At 48.8% G+C, this 23,513-nt stretch carries 18 protein-coding genes; 13 read left to right on the top strand and 5 right to left on the bottom strand.

The genetic code is table 11. From position 1 onward, the window contains the following. Window positions 1–68: 68 nt before the first annotated feature. The 11 genes from EDC56_RS12860 to EDC56_RS12905 all read left to right on the top strand — a co-directional run bounded on the left by EDC56_RS12860 (window position 69) and on the right by EDC56_RS12905 (window position 11,588). A complete protein-coding gene (locus EDC56_RS12860; protein ID WP_123712987.1) occupies window positions 69–1,091 on the top strand; it encodes an ABC transporter permease subunit in 1,023 nt (340 codons plus the stop codon). Then, window positions 1,088–2,131 carry an ABC transporter permease gene (locus EDC56_RS12865; RefSeq protein ID WP_123712988.1) on the top strand — a complete coding sequence of 348 codons (1,044 nt, stop codon included), beginning with the start codon at window positions 1,088–1,090 and terminating at the stop codon, window positions 2,129–2,131. The genes EDC56_RS12860 and EDC56_RS12865 overlap by 4 nt, the downstream gene beginning before the upstream one ends. A gap of 12 nt (window positions 2,132–2,143) precedes the next feature. After that, complete coding sequence (locus tag EDC56_RS12870; protein ID WP_162844192.1) at window positions 2,144–3,994, top strand: extracellular solute-binding protein; 1,851 nt, start codon at window positions 2,144–2,146, stop codon at window positions 3,992–3,994. Beyond that, window positions 3,991–5,001, top strand: a complete 1,011-nt coding sequence (locus EDC56_RS12875) for an ABC transporter ATP-binding protein (protein WP_123712990.1) — start codon at window positions 3,991–3,993, stop codon at window positions 4,999–5,001. The genes EDC56_RS12870 and EDC56_RS12875 overlap by 4 nt, the downstream gene beginning before the upstream one ends. Then, window positions 4,998–6,011, top strand: a complete 1,014-nt coding sequence (locus EDC56_RS12880) for an ABC transporter ATP-binding protein (protein WP_123712991.1) — start codon at window positions 4,998–5,000, stop codon at window positions 6,009–6,011. The genes EDC56_RS12875 and EDC56_RS12880 overlap by 4 nt, the downstream gene beginning before the upstream one ends. A gap of 67 nt (window positions 6,012–6,078) precedes the next feature. Further along, complete coding sequence (locus EDC56_RS12885) at window positions 6,079–6,966, top strand: bile acid:sodium symporter family protein (protein ID WP_123712992.1); 888 nt, start codon at window positions 6,079–6,081, stop codon at window positions 6,964–6,966. Window positions 6,967–7,111: 145 nt separating this feature from the next. Next, entirely contained in the window at window positions 7,112–8,335 is a 1,224-nt protein-coding gene (locus EDC56_RS12890; RefSeq protein WP_123712993.1) for a methyltransferase, read from the top strand. Window positions 8,336–8,513: 178 nt separating this feature from the next. Further along, entirely contained in the window at window positions 8,514–9,044 is a 531-nt protein-coding gene (locus EDC56_RS12895) for a low molecular weight protein-tyrosine-phosphatase (RefSeq protein ID WP_123712994.1), read from the top strand. 234 nt (window positions 9,045–9,278) lie between these two features. Continuing rightward, entirely contained in the window at window positions 9,279–9,629 is a 351-nt protein-coding gene (locus tag EDC56_RS19470) for a hypothetical protein (protein ID WP_148059411.1), read from the top strand. Between the two features lie 258 nt (window positions 9,630–9,887). Further along, entirely contained in the window at window positions 9,888–10,442 is a 555-nt protein-coding gene (locus EDC56_RS12900; protein WP_123712995.1) for an undecaprenyl-diphosphatase, read from the top strand. Window positions 10,443–10,559: 117 nt separating this feature from the next. Further along, the gene (locus EDC56_RS12905; protein ID WP_123712996.1) at window positions 10,560–11,588 is read left to right on the top strand and encodes a class I SAM-dependent methyltransferase; all 1,029 of its coding nucleotides are present in this window, start codon (window positions 10,560–10,562) and stop codon (window positions 11,586–11,588) included. Window positions 11,589–11,614: 26 nt separating this feature from the next. Here the strand turns inward: EDC56_RS12905 and rlmD are convergent, their stop codons facing one another. After that, a complete protein-coding gene (rlmD, locus tag EDC56_RS12910) occupies window positions 11,615–12,979 on the bottom strand; it encodes a 23S rRNA (uracil(1939)-C(5))-methyltransferase RlmD (protein ID WP_123712997.1) in 1,365 nt (454 codons plus the stop codon). A gap of 233 nt (window positions 12,980–13,212) precedes the next feature. Here rlmD and EDC56_RS12915 point away from each other — a divergent pair, with 233 nt between their 5' ends. Next, on the top strand, window positions 13,213–13,890 hold the full coding sequence (locus EDC56_RS12915) for a pilin (protein ID WP_123712998.1): 678 nt from the start codon (window positions 13,213–13,215) through the stop codon (window positions 13,888–13,890). A gap of 63 nt (window positions 13,891–13,953) precedes the next feature. Here the strand turns inward: EDC56_RS12915 and EDC56_RS12920 are convergent, their stop codons facing one another. From EDC56_RS12920 to EDC56_RS12930, 3 genes are all read right to left on the bottom strand, one after another. Continuing rightward, window positions 13,954–14,970 carry an LLM class F420-dependent oxidoreductase gene (locus EDC56_RS12920; RefSeq protein ID WP_123712999.1) on the bottom strand — a complete coding sequence of 339 codons (1,017 nt, stop codon included), beginning with the start codon at window positions 14,968–14,970 and terminating at the stop codon, window positions 13,954–13,956. A gap of 229 nt (window positions 14,971–15,199) precedes the next feature. Then, the gene (locus EDC56_RS12925; RefSeq protein ID WP_123713000.1) at window positions 15,200–18,607 is read right to left on the bottom strand and encodes a UvrD-helicase domain-containing protein; all 3,408 of its coding nucleotides are present in this window, start codon (window positions 18,605–18,607) and stop codon (window positions 15,200–15,202) included. Continuing rightward, window positions 18,604–21,285, bottom strand: coding sequence for a PD-(D/E)XK nuclease family protein (locus EDC56_RS12930; RefSeq protein ID WP_123713001.1), 2,682 nt, complete (start codon window positions 21,283–21,285; stop codon window positions 18,604–18,606). The genes EDC56_RS12925 and EDC56_RS12930 overlap by 4 nt, the downstream gene beginning before the upstream one ends. Before the next feature lie 309 nt (window positions 21,286–21,594). Between EDC56_RS12930 and EDC56_RS12935 the strand changes: the two genes are divergently transcribed. Then, window positions 21,595–22,659: a 3-deoxy-7-phosphoheptulonate synthase gene (locus tag EDC56_RS12935; RefSeq protein WP_123713336.1), complete on the top strand. Its 1,065-nt coding sequence runs from the start codon at window positions 21,595–21,597 to the stop codon at window positions 22,657–22,659. Between the two features lie 76 nt (window positions 22,660–22,735). Here the strand turns inward: EDC56_RS12935 and EDC56_RS12940 are convergent, their stop codons facing one another. Beyond that, entirely contained in the window at window positions 22,736–23,311 is a 576-nt protein-coding gene (locus tag EDC56_RS12940; protein ID WP_123713002.1) for a TetR/AcrR family transcriptional regulator, read from the bottom strand. Window positions 23,312–23,513 lie beyond the last annotated feature (202 nt).

The following is a 23,513-nucleotide window of genomic DNA, read 5'->3' on the forward strand; positions in this document are numbered from 1 at the left end:
CAACGACAGGCATACGAATACAGTGTTTAGCCAATAAACCTCTTCAATCGCGGTGGTAACATCTTTAAATGACTAGCTATTTTATTCGGCGATTACTCTTGATCGTGCCGACCTTCATCGGTATTACACTACTGATATTTACCATCACCCGTGCAGTCCCCGGGGGCCCAATTGAGCGTATGATTCAACAACAGGCCATGGCCAGTAGTGAAAGTGCTAGTAGCAGCTCCGACACGACAAGTGGTAGCAGCCTGTCTGAAGATCAACTCAACGAACTAAAAGCTTATTATGGTTTCGACAAACCTATTCTAGTAAGTTACGCCGAATGGCTCGGCAATATAGTTCGCTTCGATCTCGGCGTTTCTACGCGCTACCATGAATCCGTCTGGCATCTGATTCGAGACCGGTTACCTGTCTCATTATTTTATGCCTTCGCCACACTCATCATCACCTACGGCATCTGCATCCCTTTTGGTATTGTTAAGGCGATCAAACACCGTAGCGTCATGGACAACGTCTCATCTATTATCGTCTTTATCGGCTACGCCATCCCCGGCTATGTCGTTGGCATCACTTTAATCACGCTACTGGCCTCACACTGGGATATCTTCCCTCTTGGTGGGTTTACCAGTGACAACTTTGACCAACTAAGTTGGTTCGGTCAGCTAAAAGACATCCTGTTTCATGCGACGTTGCCGTTGATCGCCTATGTCGCCGGTAGCTTTGCTCAGCTTACCTTAATCGTCAAAAACACCTTAATGGATAACCTCGCTGCGGACTATGTGCGCACAGCCGTCGCCAAAGGGGTCTCGCATCGCCAGGCTATCCTCAGTCATGCTTTGCGTAACAGCCTCATCCCGCTGGCCACCGGCTTTGGCAGCAATCTCACTGCGGTGCTTGGAGGCTCCTTCTTAATTGAAGCCATTTTTAATATCGACGGTATGGGGTTGCTCGGTTACGAATCCGTACTTGAGCGTGACTACCCCGTCGTGATGGGCATCCTTGCAATCTCAGCACTGCTATTTCTTCTTGGCAATATACTTTCTGACTTTTTCGTTGCACTTGTCGATCCAAGGGTGAGATTCGAATGAAACTATTAACACTGTCTCCCCAATCACGCCGTCAATGGCTGCGCTTTAAGGCAATTAAGCGTGGTTACTATGCTGCGATCCTGTTGACCCTACTACTAATAGCGAGTTGCTTTGCCGAGTTATTAATTAGCAACCGAGCTATCGTCGTCAGTTACCAAGGAAGCCTGCACTTCCCCAGTTACGGGGGGATCATTGCAGGCAAGGAGTTCGGCCAGGATCAAGCCTTTGAAACCGATTATCGCGCCTTAAAAAATCAGCTGGCAGAGTCTGGCGAAGGCTGGGTACTATTACCTCCTGTACCTTTCTCGGCCACAGAATCAGATCTTAATTTTGATAATTTCCCACCTTACCCCCCTTCTAGCCGACACTGGTTAGGCACTGACACCAGTGGGCGCGACGTTCTCGCACGATTAGTCTATGGTTTTCGAACCGCCATGGCGTTTAGTCTTATTCTGCTGTTTTTCAACTACTTAATAGGTGTTACCGTTGGCTGTATGATGGGCTTCTTCGGTGGCAAGTTCGATCTCTTCGGTCAGCGACTCATCGAGATTTGGTCCAACGTCCCCTTCCTCTATATCATCATGATCATCGCCTCAATCGTTGTCCCAAGCTTCTGGACGCTGATTGTCATTATGGTGCTATTCGGCTGGATGGGCATCACCTGGTACATGCGCACGATTACCTACCGCGAAGCCAGTCGCGAATACGTCCAGGCCGCTCGTGCCATCGGCGCCAGTAACGGTCGCATTTTGTTTCGTCATATCCTGCCCAATACCATCTCGCTGCTGGTGACGTTTATTCCTTTCTCAATCGCCTCCGGCATTGGTTCACTGACCGCTTTAGACTACCTCGGCTTTGGCCTGCCAAAGACCACCCCCAGCTGGGGCGAGCTGTTGGCACAAGGTACTAGCAACCTACAGTACGAGTGGATTGTGCTCTCTGTCATTATTGCAATGACGCTCGTTCTAACCATGGTTACCTTCATCGGTGAAGCTATCCGCGAAGCCTTCGACCCTAAACAGTTTAGCTACTACCAATAACTTATGATGACCATGATGATTAAACGAATTAGCCTTGCTCTCTGCTTGGTCATACTCACCGCCTGTAGCAATTCTAGCGATGACCGTAGCGCATGGCGGCCACCGGTTGACGTGAAGCCAATTCATTATTCAAACTCAGAGTTAAACGAACAGTTACGCTGGATTACTAACAATCAGGACCCTGTGGTCGCCTCAACTAACGCTAAGCGCGGTGGCATGATGCGCAGCTATATCGGCGCATTTCCCATGACGTTTCGCGTCATTGGTCCCGACTCAAATGGAGGGTTTGCCGGTTATATGCGCGCACTCAACCTATCCCTTGTCGATGTCCACCCCAACACCGGTAATGCCATTCCTAGCCTCGCCACCCACTGGGCCTTTGGTGCTGATGGTAAAACCGTCTATTTCAAACTAGACCCTGATGCAAAGTGGTCTGATGGCACTCCCGTTACCGCTGACGATTACCTCTACAACCTTGACTTCATGCGCTCTAAAAAAATCGTCGCGCCCTTCTATAACAACTACTATACCAAGCAAATTACCGACATTCGCAAGTACGACGACCACACTATCAGCATCACAAGCGGTACAGCCAAACCGCAAGATGAGCTATTATTTTCCACCGCATTATCGCCACTCCCGCGTCAATTTACTGCTTTGACTGACAACTGGGTTCGAGACTATAACTGGAAGATTCCACCCGTCACTGGCGCCTATAACATCAGTAAATTTTCCAAAGGCAAATTTATTCAGTTCGATCGACAAGACAATTGGTGGGCGAATAATAAGCGTTATTATCGACATCGCTTTAATCCGGATAGCATCCGTGTCAAGGTCATTCGCAACGATGATGTTGCCTTCCGCTATTTTCTCAAGGGTGAACTCGATACCTTCAACCTTGTGCGACCCAACCTATGGTATGGCAAGGCACGCGGGAAAGTCTTTGATGAGGGGTATATTTTAAAGGCCAAATTTTATAACGATATACCGCAATCTCCTTCTGGTCTGTGGCTGAATACACAAGACCCTATCCTAGCCGACCGACAAGTTCGCTTAGCCCTAGCTCACGCGCTTGATTTTGATAAGGTTATCAAAACGGTATTACGCAACGACTATGAGAGGCTAAACAGACAATATCAGGGGTATGCTGAATACGATAACGAGACAATCCATCCACGCGAATTTGACCTAGCTAGAGCGAATCAAATACTCGATGCGGATGGCTGGCAACAACGCGGCAAGGACGGCATTCGCCGTAAAGATGGCAAGCGCCTGAGTTTGCGCATTACCTATATGAACAATGATCACACACCACGTCTGGTCATCCTACGTGAAAGTGCTGCCAGAGCAGGTATAGACCTTAAGCTGCAATTCCTCGACAGCAGCACCGGCTTTAAACAAATCTTAGAGAAGAAACACCAAATAGCATGGATGGGCTGGTCAGCTGGCGGTATCGCCCCACGCTTTTGGAGCTACTATCACTCTGATCATGCAAATAGGCCGCAGACAAACAACATTACAGCACTCAGCGACCCAGCCTTGGACAAGAAGATCATGCGCTACCGTCAATCAATTAACCGCGATGAGCGTATCGCACTCGCCAAAGAGTTGGCAAAGATAGTCGATCACCATGCCGTATTTATTCCCAGCTTTTCTGTACCCTATACACGCGCCGGCTTCTGGCATTGGATGAAGTTACCGAGCGACCTTGGTAACCGCACAACTGATAGCTTATTCTCCTTCGCCGACGGTTATTACTGGATCGACGAGCAAGATAAACAACAGGTGCTTGCCGACAAACATGACGGTATCCCCTACGCACCAAAGACAATTGTTAACGAACGTTACAAGGTAAGCCAATGAGTCTTCTCACTGTCGATCAACTCAGTGTCGAGTTTACACTCGATCACGGTGTTGCTAGCGTTATCGACCAAGTCTCCTTTGAGCTCAACAAGGGAGAAATCCTTGGGATCGTCGGCGAGTCTGGATGCGGCAAGAGCGTGACCGCCATGTCGTTACTGCGCCTCTTGCCAGAGCCAAGTGCCCACTATAGCCACGGCCGCGTACTATTCGAAGGGAGTGATTTACTCACTCTGCCCTTAGAACAGCTAAGGCAGATACGAGGTAAGCGTGTCGCCGTTATTTTTCAAGAGCCGATGACGGCGCTCAACCCTGTACATACAATCGGCCGTCAACTTGCAGAGATCTATCGGCTGCACTTCAGCGAGTTAAAAGACCATGAAGTTATCGCTCGCAGTGTCGATATCCTCAGTCGCGTTGGTATCTCCGATGCTGAACAAAAGCTCAGCGAATTTCCCCACCAGCTCTCCGGCGGCCAGCGCCAACGTGTCATGATCGCCATGGCTCTCGCCTGTGAACCCGATATTCTCATCGCCGACGAACCCACAACGGCGCTAGACGTCACTATTCAAGCACAAATCCTTGCGCTAATTGTAGAGTTACAACGAGAGCGCGAGCTCGCTGTAATCTTCATTACCCATGATCTTGGGGTTATAGCGCAACTCTGTGATCGTGTGATGGTTATGTACGCAGGCCGTGTTGTCGAAACGGCCGATGTCTACACGCTCTTTGATCATCCTGCTCACCCCTATACCCTCGGCCTATTAAACGCATTGCCACGTCTCACCGACACACCGAAGACCCTGCTTAACACCATTGACGGTATGGTCCCTGCGCTTAGTGAGTTGAATGAGGGCTGCCGCTTTCGCAATCGTTGCGATCACGCCAGCACTATCTGCGACGATAAGCCCCGCACAGATACACTAAGCCAGCAGCATTCTGTTGCTTGCTGGCACCCACGCTCTGCTAACACAGCCACAAGCCATACACAGAGCGAGGATGCATCATGATTGAGTCCAAGAGCACACCGCTGCTAATCGTCGACAAGCTGGTCAAACACTACCCAGTCAAAGCCGGTGTATTTAAACGCACTGTTGCCCACGTTAAAGCTGTTGATGACGTCTCTTTTAAGGTGTTGCCCGGTGAGACTCTTGGTCTTGTAGGGGAATCAGGCTGCGGCAAAAGCAGTTTAGGGAAAACCATTTTGCAGCTGCAGGAGGCCACCTCAGGCTCGATTGAATTTGATGGCCAACGCATTGATCAACTCAACCACAAGCAGCTAAAACACATACGAGCCGACCTACAGGTCATCTTTCAAGATCCATATGAATCACTGAATAGCCGCCACAGTGTCGGCCAAATTATTGAAGAGCCACTCATCGTGCACGGTGTTGGCAATGCTGAGAGCCGTAAGCAACGCGTGCTAGAGTTGCTCGCCCGAGTCGGCTTACCGGATAGTGCCGTCAATCGCTATCCTCATGAGTTTTCCGGGGGCCAGCGTCAGCGTATCGGTATCGCACGCGCCATCGCACTTAACCCTAAGTTGATCATCTGCGACGAGCCTGTCTCCGCTTTGGATGTCTCCATCCAATCGCAAATCATTAACTTATTGCTAGAGCTGCAACGAGAGTTGGGGCTAGCCTTGGTATTTATCGCCCATGACCTATCCGTCGTTAAGCATATCTCTGACCGCGTCGCCGTGATGTATCTTGGCAAGATTGTCGAGGTCGCCGATGCCTATGATATCTATGCAAAGCCCAAGCACCCTTATACCCAAGCACTGATTGCCGCGATTCCAAAACCTGACCCACGACAGCGTAGGCAACACCGACTTTTAGAAGGCGATGTCCCCTCTCCCGTCAATCCGCCCTCCGGGTGCAGCTTTCACACTCGCTGCCCTCACCAAACAGCGCAGTGCAAAGAGCAGCAACCGTTACTCACGGAGGGCGAAAACCTACATCAAGTGGCTTGCCATCACTGGCAGGATATACAAGAAGGGATTATTGCCAGTCAACGCTGATTGAGCTGCATTATCAAAATAACAAAATGATTTACCTTCTCAACAATGCAAAAAAGGAATAGATGCTATGTTGTTAAAATTAATGCCCTTCTGCCTAGGTTCAATCATGTTTGCCATGGGACTTGGGCTACAACGCAATGACTTCACACGACTTATCCGTCAGCCCCGTGTTGTCAGTGGCTTATTAGCTGGACAGATACTCGGCCTGCCATTGCTCGCCATCGCCATCATCCTGATACTAAAGCTACCTGCCATGTTGGCACTCGGCTTACTGCTGATCGCACTGTGCCCGGGAGGAGTGACTTCAAATCTATTCTGCCAACTCAGCCGCGGAGATACTGCTCTTTCTGTCAGCTTAACAGCCCTAAGCAGCCTAATCGGAGTCTTCAGCCTGCCCATACTACTGCAGTTCGGTTTTTCTGCTTTCAGTATGGGAGACACTAAATTTGAGTTATCGCTGTGGCTGACTATTAAACAGCTGATCACGATCACTCTCTTGCCGATGATCATCGGTATGACACTGTCTACCTACCATCCTTGGTTCCACCAACAGGGGCAAATACTCGCCAGTCGATGCTCTAGCTTATTCTTTGCGATCATCGTGCTGCTACTCTGGCATCAGCAGTGGCCAAGCATTCAAACGGGCGCACTCTCAATAGGTAGCGCCGTTATCATGCTCAACATCGGCGCCATTGGCTTGGCACTACTATTGAATAAGGCCATTAATCTCAAGGGCAGACAGGCAATCACTAGTTACTATGAAATTGGCTTGCAGAACGCTGCACTTGCCTTCTTTGTCGCCTTTAATATTCTTCATGAACCCCAGCTTGCCACAGCCACAACAGTCTACAGTGTCGTGATGACAATCTCGGCGGCAATATTATTAACGCTGTTACGACTCTCTAACAAGAAGGCACCAACAGATGGCGAGACATCAACCCAAGCAGTGAAATAGCCACTGCTTGTCAAATCGAGCTCGGCGCTAGTTAGACTTTTATGAGCAATTGTTACTCGCGTCGTGCTGTCAGCTTGTTTCCTTTATTGTTGAACTGATTGCCCCTATAATTCGCCCTTATTCTATCCAGCAATAGTTAGGCAATATGAAGCAACTGACCACACCCTACGGCGAACTTACACTCGACCGCTACCCAAGAACGACCGACAAAAACCTCCAGGCGTGGGATGCTGCAGATAGCTATTTGCTCAACAACTTACATGAGCGCGGTGAACTAGGACGTGTACTAGTCATTAACGATACCTTTGGCACGATCACGACAGCGATTCATGACAGCGATGTTACCTTGTGGTCTGACTCCAAGCTGGCTGAAATAGCTGTCGAAGTTAACTACGGTCACAACCTATTCCCACTGCACTATACCTTTGTCCCATCGACCGAGCTTCCGCATGGGCGTTTCGATACCATTGTCATCAAAATCCCACAGACTAACGCCTATTTCGACGATATTCTCTCGCAATTACCGTTATTGATGCATGAAAAAACACAGCTGGTTTGCGGTGGCATGGTGAAATTTTGGACCAATAGCTGGCCGCAGGCTGTCGCTGACCGAATCGGCCACAGTGATTGCTCTTTGACCTGGAAAAAAGCCCGATTGATCTTCTCTGACGGTTCACAGCTTCCCGCTAAACAGAAGCCTATTGAGCAGGCCAGTTACGACGTTGAACCGTTAGATATGACCATCCGTAAACTCAGCAATGTTTATGGCCAAGGCTATCTGGATATTGGTGCCCGCATACTGATGCAAGAACTCGTGCCATTTGATGATGTCGAGCATATTGCTGACTTAGGTTGCGGCAGCGGTGAGCTAGGGCTTATGGCCTTAAAGATGAATCCAAAGGCCAACGTCGAATTTATCGATGAGTCCTACCAAGCCGTTTTATCAGCCCAGGAAAACGTCGCAGCTAATTTACCTGACTGCCTAGATCGCTGCCGCTTTACTTGTAACGACGGCATGATCAACAAGCCACGCAGTCTCTATGGCGCCATCCTCTGCAACCCACCGTTTCATCAACAGCAAACGATTGGCGATCACATCGCCTGGGGCATGATGCAGCAGGCTCGTCGCGCCTTGTCTAATCACGGCGAACTCTGGCTAGTGGGCAACCGACACTTGAACTATCACGTGAAAATGATGCGCCTGTTCGGCAACTGCGAACAGGTCGGTGGCAACAAAAAGTTTGTCGTCCTCAAGTCGATTAAACAACCACAGACAAAAGACTCATCACCCGTTCGCCCTTCTGAGAGCACCAACGGCGCCTCACAACAGTCGCCCTATGGCGCGGCTCGACGAAACAGCAAGAAATAATCTGCGTATAAGGCCGCGATTCATTCGCGGCCTGCCTCTGACAATATAAAGTCACCACAGAGCTCTCAACCACCCAGATTGATGAGAGCTTCACGCCTATCCTCTTTTATACTTTCACCCTATAGTCACTTCCGAGCATATACCGGACATATAAAAACAATAATAATGAGCACATAAAATGAGCGATATCGATAAGACAGCGATTCAAGCAGATGATAGCAAGCCACCGCTTATTGGAGTGATGTTTGTCTGCTTTGGCAATATCTGCCGTTCACCTAGCGCCGAAGGCATCTTTAGAAGTCTCGTCATCGAGGCGGGCTTAGAGCAGTACATTTTTATCGACTCGACGGGAACAGCTGCCATTAATATCGGTAAGTCCCCAGACCCACGTGCTATCGTTGCCTGCGATAGTGTCGGCATTGATATTAGGGGACTTGTCGCTCGACAGATTGATGACGATGACTATCGGCGCTGCCAGTATATCGTCGCCATGGACCGCCAGAACCTCCTCAATGTGACTGCCTGGCAAACTAAGGACTATGCAGGGGATATTAGCCTACTCATGCAGCACCACCCCCACAACGGCGGTAACCATCAATTGCCAGACCCTTACAACTCAGGTCAGGAGACGTTTTACCGCGTCGTTGAAAGCATCACAATCGCCTGCCAATCCTTACTCAAAAAAATTAGGTCAGACCACAACCTGTAATTGAGCTAAATAAGGTCACGCCATAGAGCGAAAATACGTGATGACACGCGAACAGCGTCATCACAAACTTCCCCTCTCCGCTTATTTATCCTTCTCATACATACTCTTGTCATAAACAACTGCGATGCTAGCTTTCGTGCTACATCGTTTCTTTCTATGTGTTCAAAAATAGAGAAGGATAAAGAACGATAGTTGCGCACTCCATACAAGCATTTCGTTTAAAGGATTAAAACGATGACATTAACACTCAAGTGGACCTCTGTCGTAAGCTTGCTAGTAGCAACATCACTGCCTATTAGCTCAAATGCTATCCCGCGATGCAGTGATGACGAGCCGTTATCGACAAATTGCCAAAATGATAGCACTGCCTTCCTTTATTCAACAGCCGATAACAACCACTATTTCGGCTCATACCTGAATGCTTTTAATGCCTTTCAGGCAGCGGGCGAATTACACCTATCTCTTAGCTCTGTTAGAGGACGAGAACAAGTTGTCGCCAACCTTAACCAGTTAGCACCTTCAAGTGCACTATGGCTACTTGGCGTCTCACTACTCGCACTAGTCACCATAATAAGGCGTAATTAAAGTTCAGACTCGGTTTATAAAAAGGAGAGTCGTTGCAATAAACCATTGCGCCCAATTTATTAATACTCTTGAATTTTTGACGTGCATAATAGTCTGAGTAACTGTGGACTGCTATCTTGCCCTGCTCGTTGCACTCAGTACCCACATTAACTCATCAGTCGCCTCTACAGACACGTATTCCTTCACTGCGTCAAAGCGCTATGCTTGCCCGATGAGACACACATATCGCGGCATCAAAATAATGACAGGTAGACCCCTATGCAATCTCTGAACGTCATGCTCTTCAATTTTATCAACCAGTATGCTGGCGAGAGCTCGTTCTTAGATCAGCTGGCTATCGGGTTGGCGGAGTGCCTTCCTTACGTCAGCATAACCGCGCTGCTCTACCTGTGGTTTAAAGGTACGGCCCAGCAGCGACTTTTTTCCCTCTATGCTGCCATTGCCTCAGCAACAGGCCTTGTGATTAGCTTCATCATCTCGTTGTTTTATTTTCACCCTAGACCCTTTATGCAAGATCTCGGTCGTACTCTTGTTGAGCACGCTCCAGACTCGTCTTTTCCCTCTGACCATACAACGATGATGTTCTCAATCGCCATCACCCTACTTTTTGAACGCACTACGCGTAAGCTCGCTTATGTTCTCTGCCTGCTTGCGATGGCCTGTGGTCTATCACGAATATATTGTGGCGTTCACTTCCCCTTCGATATTGCAGCGGGCCTTATCACCGCGATTATTGCCAGCGCTATTGTACTGCGCTGCCGAAAAATCATCAGCGCCAGCTATCTATACTCAATCAATTACTTACAAAGATAATTAGCGCCGTATTATAGGTATGTGCAGTCACGATGCTGAACAACGGATACGGCGTTAAATCTATACATCAACGCCGCTAGCGAGTATATTCGCCCCTTTTATTGCAAAGCCTTTACTATGACCGACCTCAGCAGCCAACAACTTGTCACACTCATCAACCAAGCCAGCGACCAAGACAGCCTTTGGTTCGTCGATGAGGCGACTGATATTGCCTGCCTTGCCAGCGTACTTCCACGTGAAAATCTGACGCTGATTAGCAATCGCTTCGAACTGCATCAACAAGCTATTATGCTCGGGCTAAACTCTAGCTTCTCAGATTTTGATGTTGCAATAGAACAGCAGTTTCAACAGTTATTCCTGCGCATCGCTAAAGAAAAGCCTATCGTTCACTTCATCATCAACCGCAGCGCGGAGCTATTAGTACGCGAAGGCGTTTTAACGTTAATCGGTGAAAAAAGCGACGGCACTAAGACCTATATTGACAAGGCCAAGAAATTTCTCGGTTCTAGTGCCACTGCCAAAAAGAACAATATTATTTATACCGGACAGATACGCCGCTATAGCCCTGGTACACCGCTTCCCGACAAAGGTTACGATAAGCTGCAGCCTATTGAGGGAGACTTTTTCAGTAAGCCCGGGGTCTTTGGCTGGAACAAAGTCGATCAAGGTAGTGCCTATCTCATCGAACAACTCGAAGAGTTACTGAAGCAGTACAAGGTCAAGACTGGCGCCACCTTATTGGACCTGGGCTGTGGCTATGGCTACCTATCTGTTTTAGCGAATAAAATCAGTAATTTTAAGATAACGGCCACGGACAACAATGCCGTTGCTTTGTGCTGCTGCGAACACAACTTCGAGCAACAACAAATCAACGGCCGCGTCCTCGCCAGCCACGTTGGCAACACTATCGACGAGAGATTCGACCTGATCTTATGCAACCCACCCTTTCACACTGGCTTTGATACCGATGTTGACCTCACACCGCTATTCTTGCAGCAGGCCAAGGATCATCTTAAAAGTGACGGCTTAGCTGTCTTTGTCGTCAACAGCTTCATCCCCCTCGAAACCAAGGCTGAGGGAGTTTTTGGTAAGATTGATATTGTTGCTCGCAACAAGCAATTCAAGGTTGTGGCTCTCAGCAGATAAGCCTGCTGAGGAGCATAAAGCTGTGACTAGGCTTCTTTTCTGACGAACAGAGCCATCGCTTCGCTATGGCTAGTATGAGGGAACATATCCATACAGCCATAGCTCGCTAGACGATAGCCCTGCTGTTTTATAGCCTCACCATCACGCGCCAGCGTTGCCGGATTACACGAAACATAAACAACACGCTCAGGTTGAAAACGGTCGAGTCGCTCAGCAATCTCAAGAGCGCCCTCGCGACTTGGGTCTAGCAGCATCTTGTTGTAAGGAACACGTCGCGTCCAGTCTAACGCGCTCCCCCCCTCAACCGCTAAGTCACTACAGGCAAAGAAAGCATTGTTAATACCGTTTTCGCTGGCATTATGGGCCGCCTTTTCGACCATTGACTGAACCCCTTCAACACCCGTTACACTCGCCACTTTTCGGCTGGCATTGAGGCTAAAGTTACCGACCCCACAGAACAGATCCAGTAGGTGATCGTTTTCATTGAGGTCTAACAAGTTCAATGCCTGGCGCACCATTTTAGCATTAACAAACTGATTTACTTGAGTAAAGTCGCCCACACCGAAATACAGTTTTAGCTGATCTACACTGTAACAAAAACTGGCCTCTGCGCCCTCAGGCCATAGGCAAGTCGACACGGTCTGCTCGCCCCCCTCAACAACAACTAACTTGCAATCGTGTTGCTTGGCAAAGCTCATTAACCGTTTCTTATCAGCATTCACTAACTGGCGAGTCACCCTAACCGCTATGCCAGCTTGACCATCATTGTCGATCAACTCAATATGACCCAGCTGCTTTACTGCCTTTAAACGCGGCAACATCTCAGCCAAAGGCTCAAGCAAGGCATCAAGGTGTGGTAACAATACCATGCACTGGCGAATGCTAATGATCCGCTTGCTACCTTGTTCGCGAAAACCCAGTTGCATTACTTGCTTATCTTTATCCCAGAAGATCGCTAACCGTGCACGACTGCGATAACCAAAGCTAGGAGAGGCCAACGGCGCTAGATGCTCTGTTTGCTCATCAATTAATTGACGCAACTGCTGACTAAGCAGCTGATCCTTATAGTTTATTTGTGTTTCTGAGTCTGCGTGTTGTAGGCTACAGCCACCACAACGATCAATATACTGACATGGAGGTGCCACTCGACCTGATGCCGGCTTTATCACCTCTTGTACGACACCTTCATCAAACCTTCCGCCATGACGCAACCAGCGCGCTTTGACGGTTTCGCCCGGTAAACTTCCTGCGACAAAACACACCTTGCCATCAACGCGACCGACGCCACGACCATCAATACCCAAACTCTCAATATTGACCAAACTAGCTTTGCTGACAGCTTTTTTTTGTGGCTTAAAAAAACGCGGATTGTTGGAGAAACTACGAGCCATGGGAATACCTGTTAATGAACGCGGCGAGATTATACCCGAAGGCAACGACAAGAGATAATGCTCGCTACCAAAGAACCGCCAGCCCTACTCGCTCATGCCACCTATCACCCATTCCTATATCTATACAAAAGTGTTAAGCCACTGTTTTTATTGTGTTGATACTGTTATCTTAGCTAAAAATATAATATCCAGCAGAATACAGCACTATTCTCGCTACCTTTACGGACAACTTCATGAGATCGAAACTAATCATCCTTGCCCTTTGCATACTGAGCCAGCCGACACTCGCTTACTACAAGTGCACTAATAGCAACAACAAGGTGACCTACCAAAAATACCCCTGTAGCGAAGAGAGTAAAGAAACAGCGGTGCGTGTCGATGGTGATGAGGCTGTGCACAAAGAATATAACGATATTTATTCCCTGCCTAATGCCGACCGCAACCCGAGAACCGTACGTAAGCTAAAGCCATACGTTTATGACGACAACATAGAACTGCCTGATGACAATGAAAAAGTAGAGAAAACCGAACCGGATAACGAAGGCACATCATACCAACGAGCACTCGTACTACGCAGCAAAATTTACAGCGCAAGGGCGAGCCTACAACCCATCATGATGGCGTCTGCAATGTATTACGTGACAGAAGGAGAATGGCCGAGATCATTATCCGATATAGGCATGGATGAATCCTCCATGCATAGCCGAGATATCGATAGTGTTGAGCTTGCTGAGCAGCAGATCATCGCCAAGCTCAATGCCAGTTATGGTATCAATAAGAAAATAATTGTCACCCCTCACTGGGTCATGAGTGGCACCAATATTGAGTGGCATTGTCACGCCAACTTCAGTAGCAAGGTACTTCCAGAAAGTAGCATCGGCAGTGGCTGCCAATCAAAGGCTTTTGATTAACTGGCCGCCTCAATAGCACGCTTCACTCACACCGTATTCGATGCTCGTGAAGCAAGCACAATGCTACAGCGTTACTTCAGCCATAAAGCGAACAACATCTAAACTTTCTTCTGCCGTCTCTTTACGCCCAACAATCAACGACGTTACTGGTGACTTTTTCCAGTCTTGAATACGCTCTTTGATACGGTCTTTAGGCCCTGACAATGAAATCTCATCAGCCAGCGCATCAGGAACGGCATTGACCGCCTTCTCAACATCACCGCCCATATACAAATCCTGCACCTCTTGTGCTGCATCAGCAAAACCCATTCGCCCCATCAGGTTTTTGTGAAAGTTATCGTTCTTTGCCCCCATACCACCAAGATAGAGCGCCAGCATCCATTTCGTCGGTAGCAACGCGGCGTCAAGATCGTCGTTCACGTGAACGTTCATGGTCACAGGAATCTCAAAGTCGTCGGGCTTGTTCTTTAACGATTCGTTATAGATATCCATTCGATAGGGCGACACAAACATTGGCAGCCAGCCATCAAACTGATCCGCAGCAAGCTGAACATTCTTCGGGCCTTCCGCGCCGAGAAATACTGGGATATGACTGCGTAAGGGATGAGTAATACTTTTCAATGGTTTACCTAGGTTCATCCCACCTTTAAGAGGTAGCTGATACTGCTTCCCCTCCAAGGTCACAGGCCCTTCTCGTGCAATCACTTGTCGGAAGATATCGATCCACTCACGCGTACGCTCAAGTGGGCGATTAAACGGTTGACCGTACCAGCCTTCGACAACTTGTGGACCTGAAACACCAATACCAAGTGTGAGTCGACCACCCGACATATGATCGAGGGTTAGTGCCGACATGGCTGCACACACCGGCGTTCTTGCAGAGATCTGCATGACACTGGTGCCCAAACGAATCTTTGAGGTATGAGCACCTATCCAGGTCAGCGGTGTTAACGCATCAGAACCGTAGGCCTCACCGGTAAAAACCGAATCATAGCCCAAATTCTCAGCTTCCTGCGCTAGACCGACCATGTTCGGAATAGGACCCTTTTGCCAGTAACCCATTTGTAGTCCGAGCTTCATCTTTCACTCCTCGTTGAAGTTTATTCGTATTCTTGTCATCAACAGAACTGCCGCTAACCGATACCTGTACAAACATTTGTTTGTGTTCAAGAGGTCATAATAGGCAAGGGAATAATTCGTCAAAAGAGCCAATATGCGCTAACTGATCAGTCGTAATCCCTTGGGGTGACGGCTAACAGGCCGGACTTACTACCCGGAAGCATCTCACCCCAAAAGGTATCAGTAGATCTTAACCAGTGAGCTTTACCAGTCGATCAATACTGGGGAAATACAACGCACAAACTGTTGGCAAATTCTCCATGTGCTTATAACAGTTGCGATATGTCGCCAATTGCTGACGATATGCTTCACTCTCCTGCTGAATAAATAGTTCGATCTCTTCACCAGCGCTTGGAGAGGCCGTTTTGTAATCAACAATCCAACGTCGGCCCTGTTCGTCGATAAAACTTCTATCGACGATTAAACGCTGCTGGCTGCCCTGTTTGAGTGTCACTAATTCCGCCTCACACTGGCTGTCGCGATGGCTGCTACTCAGCAACCACCGGCCGGTCTCTGATGCTAGGGTTTTATTAAGCAGGAGGCATGCCCATTGCTCTGCCTTCAACAACTCAACCGCAGCCACACCGAGCTCTTTTAGACGTAAACGAATAGCGGTGCGCCGCTGATCAATAATTTTCTCGCACCAGAGCGAAACACCCTGCTCACAGATGGCTTGAAGGTATTCATGTACAACAGTACCGACATGCCTTGCCACAACGTACTCATCAAAGCTTGGAATGTTTTGCTGCTTGCCTCGCATCGGGTCTCGTCGATAGCGCTCCAGTAATGACGGTGCTACTACCACCTCTGGCTGCCAATCGTTCGGGAGGCGCACAATCCCAGCATAACCTTCCTGCTCATTAACAGAACGACTCAACGGTAGCTCAACGGTCTCGACCTCATCAACGACGGCATCCCATACTGACGACAATAAACTGCTTGAAGCCGGGCGTTTATAACCACCGTTTTTCTCATCTGATTTAAGATTGGCGACAAGGTAAAGTTGCTTTACTGCCCTTGTTGCCGCCACGTATAACAGTCTAGTCTTCTCCAGTAGCAACTTCTGCTTGGACTCCTGCTGCAACAGGTTAAAGATGCTGTCCTCTGCCGCTCCCTCCGCCGCCAGAGGGGCCACTAAAATCCCCTGCTCACCACTATTGAGTGTCCACTGTTGCCAATTAAACAAGGGCTTATCGTCTGCCCTCGGCTGTCTATCCAGGCCCGGTAGAATCACCGTATCGAACTCTAGCCCCTTAGACTTATGAATCGTCATCATCTGTACTGCAGCACTATCCGCTAACGGTTCCGCATAAAGCTTATCAACGTGTTGCTGCAACCGCTCGGTATCGAGTCCGACTTCATTCGACGCCAGCTGCTCAAGCAGGTCAAAGTAACGCAGCACTTGACCGTACTGTTCACTATCAGCCATTGTCTCGGCACCGCCCAAGGCAATCCAAAGTGCCTGCAACCAGATCCGCAACGGCTTACGTAACCTATTATCCCACGCGGTCACAAGCTGCTCAGCCGTGTCTCGAATGCGTACATCAATATGCTCGTCAGCATATTGCCGATACGCTGACAAAACGCTACAGCCCGTGTTTAAGTATATGGCTGAGAGCTGCTCGAACTGATTGAGACTAAGCCCTACCAAAGGAGAGCGCAACAAGGCGAGCCACGATATCCGATCAGATAAATCGTACATTGCCAGTGTCAGCGTCATCACATCTTGCACCACCATCTGTGTCGCTAAGCCATGGATATCAGTCGCCTGCCAAGGGATGCCAGCTTCTTGTAGTGCCGGGATAATCTGCTTCAAATGGCTGCGATTACGCACCAGGATAGCGACACTATGAAGAGAGCCCGCTGTTGATTTAGCACGGGCTTCGGCACACAGATGCACCACCTGCTGCGCTTCTAGAAGTCGATCCTCTTGGTCAACACAGCCAAGAAGACGCCCAGCACTATCTGAATCTGTTTGATCAAAAGCCTCCGCCAGCGAATAACACACCGCCCCTCGACCACGATCGCTACTAGGCGGAAATGAGCGGGCAAAAACACGATTATTCCACTCTACAACACCTGCTTTTGAACGGAAATTAACCGACAAATCGAGCGGCTTCAGCGCTATTTGGCCAACCCCCTGCTCTCTCGCCTGTAGAAACAACCCGACATTGGCTTCACGGAATGCGTAGATCGACTGCATACCATCGCCGACCAGGAACAAAGTCTTTGGCCTTGCCGGGTTATTTTCATTATCCTCGTACCAGCCGTTAATCAGCTTAACCAATAGGGCATATTGAGCATTGGCAGTATCTTGAAACTCATCGACCAAGATGTGACGAGTGGTGTAATCCCACAACAGGGCAAGCTCTGTAGGCTCCTCCTCAGTCCCCATGGCCTCGAGCGCGGCCATTGAAATCGCTGTATAATCAACTTCCCCTTGCTCCGAAAAGACAATTTGTAAGTGGGCATTGAGCTGCCAAAGAATCACACTGATCGCCTGTAGCACGTGCCACTGCTGTTGGTTGTAGCTGCTCGTCGGCAAATAGGAGACTGCCGCCAACGCGCTACGAATGTCATCGCGCTCACGAAGCGACTCAAGAAGCGCTAGCATGGCCGCCTTCGTTTCTACACGACGTAAATTAGTGACCTCATCAAGCGTTTTATCTTTCGCCGGGAATCCCTGCTTTTTCGTCATTGACTTACGCCATTTCCCGGACGTTAACAGCAGCTCCGCCACTGCCTGCCAGCACTCAACCGCTGCAATATCCTGCCCTGGAAGCGCCGCCATACCCTGTAGAAGCGTCAACCGTGACGTCGTGTTCTGCTCAATAAGTTGAGAGGCAGCATAATCGCCAAAACGTGCGATATCAGAACCATAAGGGGCCAATAACTGCAAGGCACCCTCTAACTGCTCGGCCACCCAAGCTTCAAGAAAGTCGTTGAGTGAAGCGACGTCAATGCCACCGCTTAATTTAGCACCGACTAACCCCAACCATTGATCTCGTTTGGCGAGTAAGCCTGTTAGCAACAAGAAAAACTTATCGAGCTTGTTATCAAGGTGCCAAAGCAGCGTCTCAATCGCTTCACCAACCTCCCCACTCTCATCTCCCTGACTGCTTAATAGCCTGTGTATCGCTCGCTCGTACAGGGGCTGGTGATCATCGGTTATCTTAGGGCTCGTGCCAAACTGCGTCATCACGGGTAATTGCCGAGCTAGAGCGCCACACAAGCCATCTATTGTTTGTATTCTCAGCCGCGCAGGGTTGTGCAATAGTTGCCACTGTAGATTGGCATCACGCTCCAGTACCTTTAGGGCTAATTCACGTGTCTGTAGCTGATGCCCTGCAACCTCACCTTCATTCCGCCACGCCTCCTCTAACGCCTTCACAATACGTGAGCGCATCTCACTGGCCGCTTTACGCGTAAAGGTTATCGCCAACACCTCTTCTGGTTTTTCACAGTCAGCTAATAACCTCAATATCCGCTGAGTCAGCAGCTCAGTCTTACCTGACCCAGCGGGTGCAGAGACGCAAAAACTTTGGCGAATATCTAACGCCTCAGCGCGTTGTTGGTAATCTACCGGCAAACTACTCATAAACTCTTCACCTCGGCAATACGGCAAAGCCTGCCTAAATCACAATATGTGCAAGTGTCAGCTTGTTTCGGGTCTACTGTCGCCACACCATGCAGAAAATCATTCGCTAACGCACTCAAGTTTTGCTTCCAGCTTGCCACTAGGGAGGGCCAATCATCACCCTGCTCCACGACAGCCTTATTGCCGTTATCAAGACTCACGCCCGCCATAGCCTCGTGCTCACTCACTCCGCGGTACTCACAGGCAGCAAGCTTTACCTGGCCAAATAACACACTACTGACACGTGGTACCTGCCCTTCGAGGGCACAGACATATAGTGGTAACTGTGGTTCCTTTAACCGATGGTCTAGCCAGTCTCGGACTGCAACACGGCCCGATTTATAATCAATAATGGCAACCTCACCTTCATTGAGGCGATCTACCCTATCCATTCGCAGAGTAAGAGGTAAGCCTGCGAACTCAACTTGCTGCTCATGCTCTAGTGCTTCGATGGTAAAATGACTGCGTTGCTTCTCCAGTGCCATCCACTGCCCGAGTACACGCTCGAGGCGACGCTGTTCCAAGGCCGTAATACGAGCAATCGGGCGCTGCTTCTTTGCCATCAGTCTTCGCTCAACAGCTACACCTGCAGCGTGTGAAATCATCTCTCCTAACGATTCTACGCTTTGCTCCTGCAGTTGCTCCAACCCCTGTAGCTTTGACCAGATCAACTCAAGCGCATCATGCAAGCCATTACCACGCTCCAGAGGGCTGAAGCCGTCCTCTTCATGCTCGATTGATCGCGCCTTTAATCGATGCTGAGCGTAGGCTCTAAATGGGCACGCCGCTTGATCTTTAAAAATTGCACTACCGCCGCCAACGCTGCTGGCATCAGTAATTGCGGATGCGACGTCATCAAGACGCGTCATCGCTTGATCACTCGCTATACGTTCATGCAACCACACCAAGCTCTGAGTTACCCCTGACCACTGCTCCATGGGTATGACAGGTACTGTCAGCGCCTGCTCAAATAACATCGACAGACGAGATTCATCCTCACCACAACCAAAGCTACAAATAACCTCCTCACTCGCAGAGAAGTAACTCTCTGTAAGATTTCGGCTCACCTCATACTCTCTAGAAGCATTGGCATGAGGCATTGCCAATGACGTCTGCATACCAATAGGTAAGTAGGGATTGGGTCGCGCGGCGGCAGGCCATTGCGTATCATCCATTCCGCTGACCCAAAGCTCGTCAAAACACAAGCCAGCTCCTTCTAGGGCGCCCAGTATGTGAATAGGGCCATCATAGGTCTGCTGCTGAAAGACGTCGAGGCGTAGCTGTGCTTCTAGAAGCTCTAACGCACGATCAAAGCCAACTTCTCCACTAACATCATCTAATCGGTGAAACGATTGCAGGCAGAGATGAAACGCCTCTAACTGCTGGAATTCAACACTATCGATAGGGCGCGGCCCTGGCCAGCAGGCATCCGTTAACAGCGTCTGGAACAGCGACAGCCACTTTGACGGTTTTCTCATTCGTCCCTTATCACGCCACTCCTCGGCGCGTAATAACATCCATGATAGTTGCTTAGCTGGCTCAAAATCGCCGATCAACTGAAGTTGTTGCAGCAATTCGCTTGCCCCTATTTCACCACGACTGCCTGCGACGAGCTTCCTAAGCAACCGATGTACGCCTGCACTATTTATTGCTGACTGCCAGAAAGGAGACTGCAACAGCCGCTTCAAGGCTGACACCTCTATAACTTCCCTTCCTAGCTTGATGATATCGATAGCGGTATTAACCACCGGCAAAGCACGAAGGTTATCACCGGCAGTAATATTAAAGGGCAACGTAGAGCGAGGGTGCTGGTTATTGAGATGCTGAGGCTCGAACACTTCCATGAAACAGCGCTCAACTCTCTCTTTTTGCTGGTTGAGCTCCGGCACAATTAACCCGAGGCGGAGCTCTGTGTTTTCTTCTAAGCGACGCTTGAAATGCTCAGCACAAAGCAGCCACTGCTGCTCTTCACGATCACAGCTAACAGCTCTTAGACTACGCATTTTGCGTGGCGCTACATGCTGCTCAACCCGCTCGAACAATAACTCTACAAGCTGTTGATATTGAGGGACCAAAACATCAAAACCCACAAGAACAACATCAGCTTGACGCTCTACTGCAATCTTATCTTGAGCCTGGTGAAAGCTGATTAAAGCGTTGCTAAGCATCGCCGGGGTGAACGCAGTCAGACGCTGGCAACGGTTCAAAAAGTCTTTTTGCCAAGCTAGGAAAGCACGGCAATCGACATCATCATTGAACTCTTGCTCGTAGTCACTGACATCAACCTGCCAGCGCTGAATATTATTAAATGCATCCGCAGCGATCTTCGCCGTGGCCGCAGGTCTTGAAACATAGAACTCATCGCAAGCCTTAATTGCTTGCTCCCAAAGGATAAGCGTTTGATGTGGCGACAACAGCCAATGGGGCTCGACTTCACCCCGCAAATTATGACGCTGCCAGCATTGCAGCGCATAGTCATCGATACTATAGACCCTTGGGCAGGCCCAAGCTTTGCTGTCTTGCTGCTGGCCAAACGCCTCGATTATTTTCGCGGTTAATCGACGGTTGGGCGTTAATATCGTCGTACCGCTGATAAGTTTCTTGTGCAACGATAAAATATCGAACAACGGCTTAAGCATGTTTAGGATCCATTATTGCGCGAAACATCGCAGTAGCGTTGACTTTCCGCCGTCAGCGACGCAGTATTTGCAGGGAGTTTAAGTGATTGGCATCGTTTTTACCTTAATTTAAGTAGCTTACATGTGAATTTGTGCCCTATTAAATAGCTATAATCAGCAACCAGGTAAGACGTTTGCGTCCAACAAGATAGCGTGGCAACCCGCCCCTGTTTTTAAATGCATCCAACCTTAACAACACAACCTCTCAATGACTGAGATTGACAGAGACATATTGAAGTAGCGCATCGAATGCGCCAGGGTAAAGGTAAGATGTCCAATAGCAAAATTGACAACATTAACGTTGAATCGGTAGAAGTTCTCATTACCCCTGAGCAACTCAAAATCGAACAACCGATGAGCGAAACATCGCTTGCTACCGTTCGCGAAAGCCGAGAAGTTATTCGTAATATATTAGACGGCAAAGACTCACGAGTCTTTGTTATCGTTGGTCCCTGCTCCATTCATGACACCGAAGCTGCGATCGACTATGCAAAACGCTTAAAAAGCTTAGCTGATGAGCTAAAAGATACTCTGTATTTGGTAATGCGTGTCTACTTCGAGAAGCCTCGTACTACCGTCGGCTGGAAAGGTCTTATCAACGATCCTTATTTAAACGATACCTTTAAAATCTACGACGGCCTCCACATCGGTCGTAAGCTACTGTTAGAAATCACCGAAATGGGCTTGCCAACCTCGACAGAAGCGCTTGACCCCATTTCACCACAGTACCTACAAGACCTCATCAGCTGGTCTGCGATTGGTGCCCGCACCACAGAGTCACAGACTCATCGCGAGATGTCCTCAGGGCTTTCCTGTGCTGTCGGCTTTAAAAACGGCACCGACGGTGGCCTGTCTGTCGCCACTAACGCGCTCAAATCTGCTTCTCAACCACACCGTTTCTTAGGCATTAACACCTCAGGACAGGTGTCCGTCGTTCGCACCAAGGGAAACAACCACTCGCATATTGTCTTGCGTGGTGGCAGTAAAGGCCCCAACTATGACTCTGTTAACGTAAAGGTTTGCGAAGAAGCTCTCGCTAAGAATGGCTTAAAACCCAATATCATGATCGATTGTAGTCACGCCAACTCTAACAAAGACCACAATTTACAGCCATTGGTCATGCAGGATGTGGCTAGTCAGATTACAGACGGCAATGCGTCGATTGTTGGCCTCATGATAGAAAGTAATATCGCAGCGGGCAATCAGTCTCTCAGTGGCGAGTTAGAATACGGCGTGTCAGTTACCGACGCCTGTATCGATTGGCAAACCACTGAAAATGCACTGCGTGAGATGGCCGAAAAAATCAAACCGCACCTAGCAACACGTCGAAAATAGGTCACTATCTTAAGCAAAAAAAAGCACCGTAAAACGGTGCTTTTTTTTTGCTTATTTATTCATCAACCGTGCTGAATTATAAACAACTAAAGGCAAAGGAAACTGTACGCTCGAGAGAAGCTTTATCTTTGTGCACCTTTCCACGCATTTCCAGTCCGGTATAGAGCGTCATGAAATACTCTGTTACTTCGTCTACGTCACCTGACAATTGCCCACTTTTCTTAGCCTCGGCTAAACGGAGACGTAACGCCCCTTCTATTAGTTTACTCTTTTTACGGGCGGCCAAATTAGCCAGCTTCTTATTAACGTTAGAAAGCTCGCTAATGGTGTTAACCAACATACAACCATTGGCTAGTTTCTTTTTGCTAGCCGCACTGTATTTAACAGTCAAAAACTGTTGTATCGCTTCCATTGGGTTTTCAACAGCCACCAACGTTTTTTCGATATGCTCGGTCAGCATTGCCTCATAATTATCTAAGGACTGACGGAACAGCGTTTCTTTATCGCCAAATGAAGAATATAGGCTACCGCGATTGATACCCATTGCGTCTAGCAGCTTCTGTACAGAACTGGCTTCAAAACCATCCGCCCAAAATTGCTTCGTTGCAGCATTAAGTGCGGTTATCTTATCAAACTCTAATGGCCTCGCCATAACTACCTCTCACAGAAAAGATCGCGCCTGTCCAAACTCGGTCAGACTATTATATTTATATTAGTGAGATAACTACGGCGCCGTTCCTTGACGCGAGGTTACCGCAGTAGGTCTGAGCTACTTCCAAATGTTGATCATATGACCTATCTTTAACGGCTACAATATACAGAATCGAGCGCGCGGTATATAGCGCACGCTAGTT

Origin of the sequence: Sinobacterium caligoides (assembly GCF_003752585.1) — a bacterium.
GTDB classification, from domain to species: domain Bacteria; phylum Pseudomonadota; class Gammaproteobacteria; order Pseudomonadales; family Sinobacteriaceae; genus Sinobacterium; species Sinobacterium caligoides.

Bases quoted from the DNA above. Each gene is read 5' to 3' on its own strand.
- EDC56_RS12860 (WP_123712987.1), top strand. From the start codon at position 69: ATGACTAGCTATTTTATTCGGCGATTACTCTTGATCGTGCCGACCTTC.
- EDC56_RS12865 (WP_123712988.1), top strand. From the start codon at position 1,088: ATGAAACTATTAACACTGTCTCCCCAATCACGCCGTCAATGGCTGCGC.
- EDC56_RS12870 (WP_162844192.1), top strand. From the start codon at position 2,144: ATGATGATTAAACGAATTAGCCTTGCTCTCTGCTTGGTCATACTCACC.
- EDC56_RS12875 (WP_123712990.1), top strand. From the start codon at position 3,991: ATGAGTCTTCTCACTGTCGATCAACTCAGTGTCGAGTTTACACTCGAT.
- EDC56_RS12880 (WP_123712991.1), top strand. From the start codon at position 4,998: ATGATTGAGTCCAAGAGCACACCGCTGCTAATCGTCGACAAGCTGGTC.
- EDC56_RS12885 (WP_123712992.1), top strand. From the start codon at position 6,079: ATGTTGTTAAAATTAATGCCCTTCTGCCTAGGTTCAATCATGTTTGCC.
- EDC56_RS12890 (WP_123712993.1), top strand. From the start codon at position 7,112: ATGAAGCAACTGACCACACCCTACGGCGAACTTACACTCGACCGCTAC.
- EDC56_RS12895 (WP_123712994.1), top strand. From the start codon at position 8,514: ATGAGCGATATCGATAAGACAGCGATTCAAGCAGATGATAGCAAGCCA.
- EDC56_RS19470 (WP_148059411.1), top strand. From the start codon at position 9,279: ATGACATTAACACTCAAGTGGACCTCTGTCGTAAGCTTGCTAGTAGCA.
- EDC56_RS12900 (WP_123712995.1), top strand. From the start codon at position 9,888: ATGCAATCTCTGAACGTCATGCTCTTCAATTTTATCAACCAGTATGCT.
- EDC56_RS12905 (WP_123712996.1), top strand. From the start codon at position 10,560: ATGACCGACCTCAGCAGCCAACAACTTGTCACACTCATCAACCAAGCC.
- rlmD (WP_123712997.1), bottom strand. From the start codon at position 12,979: ATGGCTCGTAGTTTCTCCAACAATCCGCGTTTTTTTAAGCCACAAAAA.
- EDC56_RS12915 (WP_123712998.1), top strand. From the start codon at position 13,213: ATGAGATCGAAACTAATCATCCTTGCCCTTTGCATACTGAGCCAGCCG.
- EDC56_RS12920 (WP_123712999.1), bottom strand. From the start codon at position 14,970: ATGAAGCTCGGACTACAAATGGGTTACTGGCAAAAGGGTCCTATTCCG.
- EDC56_RS12925 (WP_123713000.1), bottom strand. From the start codon at position 18,607: ATGAGTAGTTTGCCGGTAGATTACCAACAACGCGCTGAGGCGTTAGAT.
- EDC56_RS12930 (WP_123713001.1), bottom strand. From the start codon at position 21,285: ATGCTTAAGCCGTTGTTCGATATTTTATCGTTGCACAAGAAACTTATC.
- EDC56_RS12935 (WP_123713336.1), top strand. From the start codon at position 21,595: ATGTCCAATAGCAAAATTGACAACATTAACGTTGAATCGGTAGAAGTT.
- EDC56_RS12940 (WP_123713002.1), bottom strand. From the start codon at position 23,311: ATGGCGAGGCCATTAGAGTTTGATAAGATAACCGCACTTAATGCTGCA.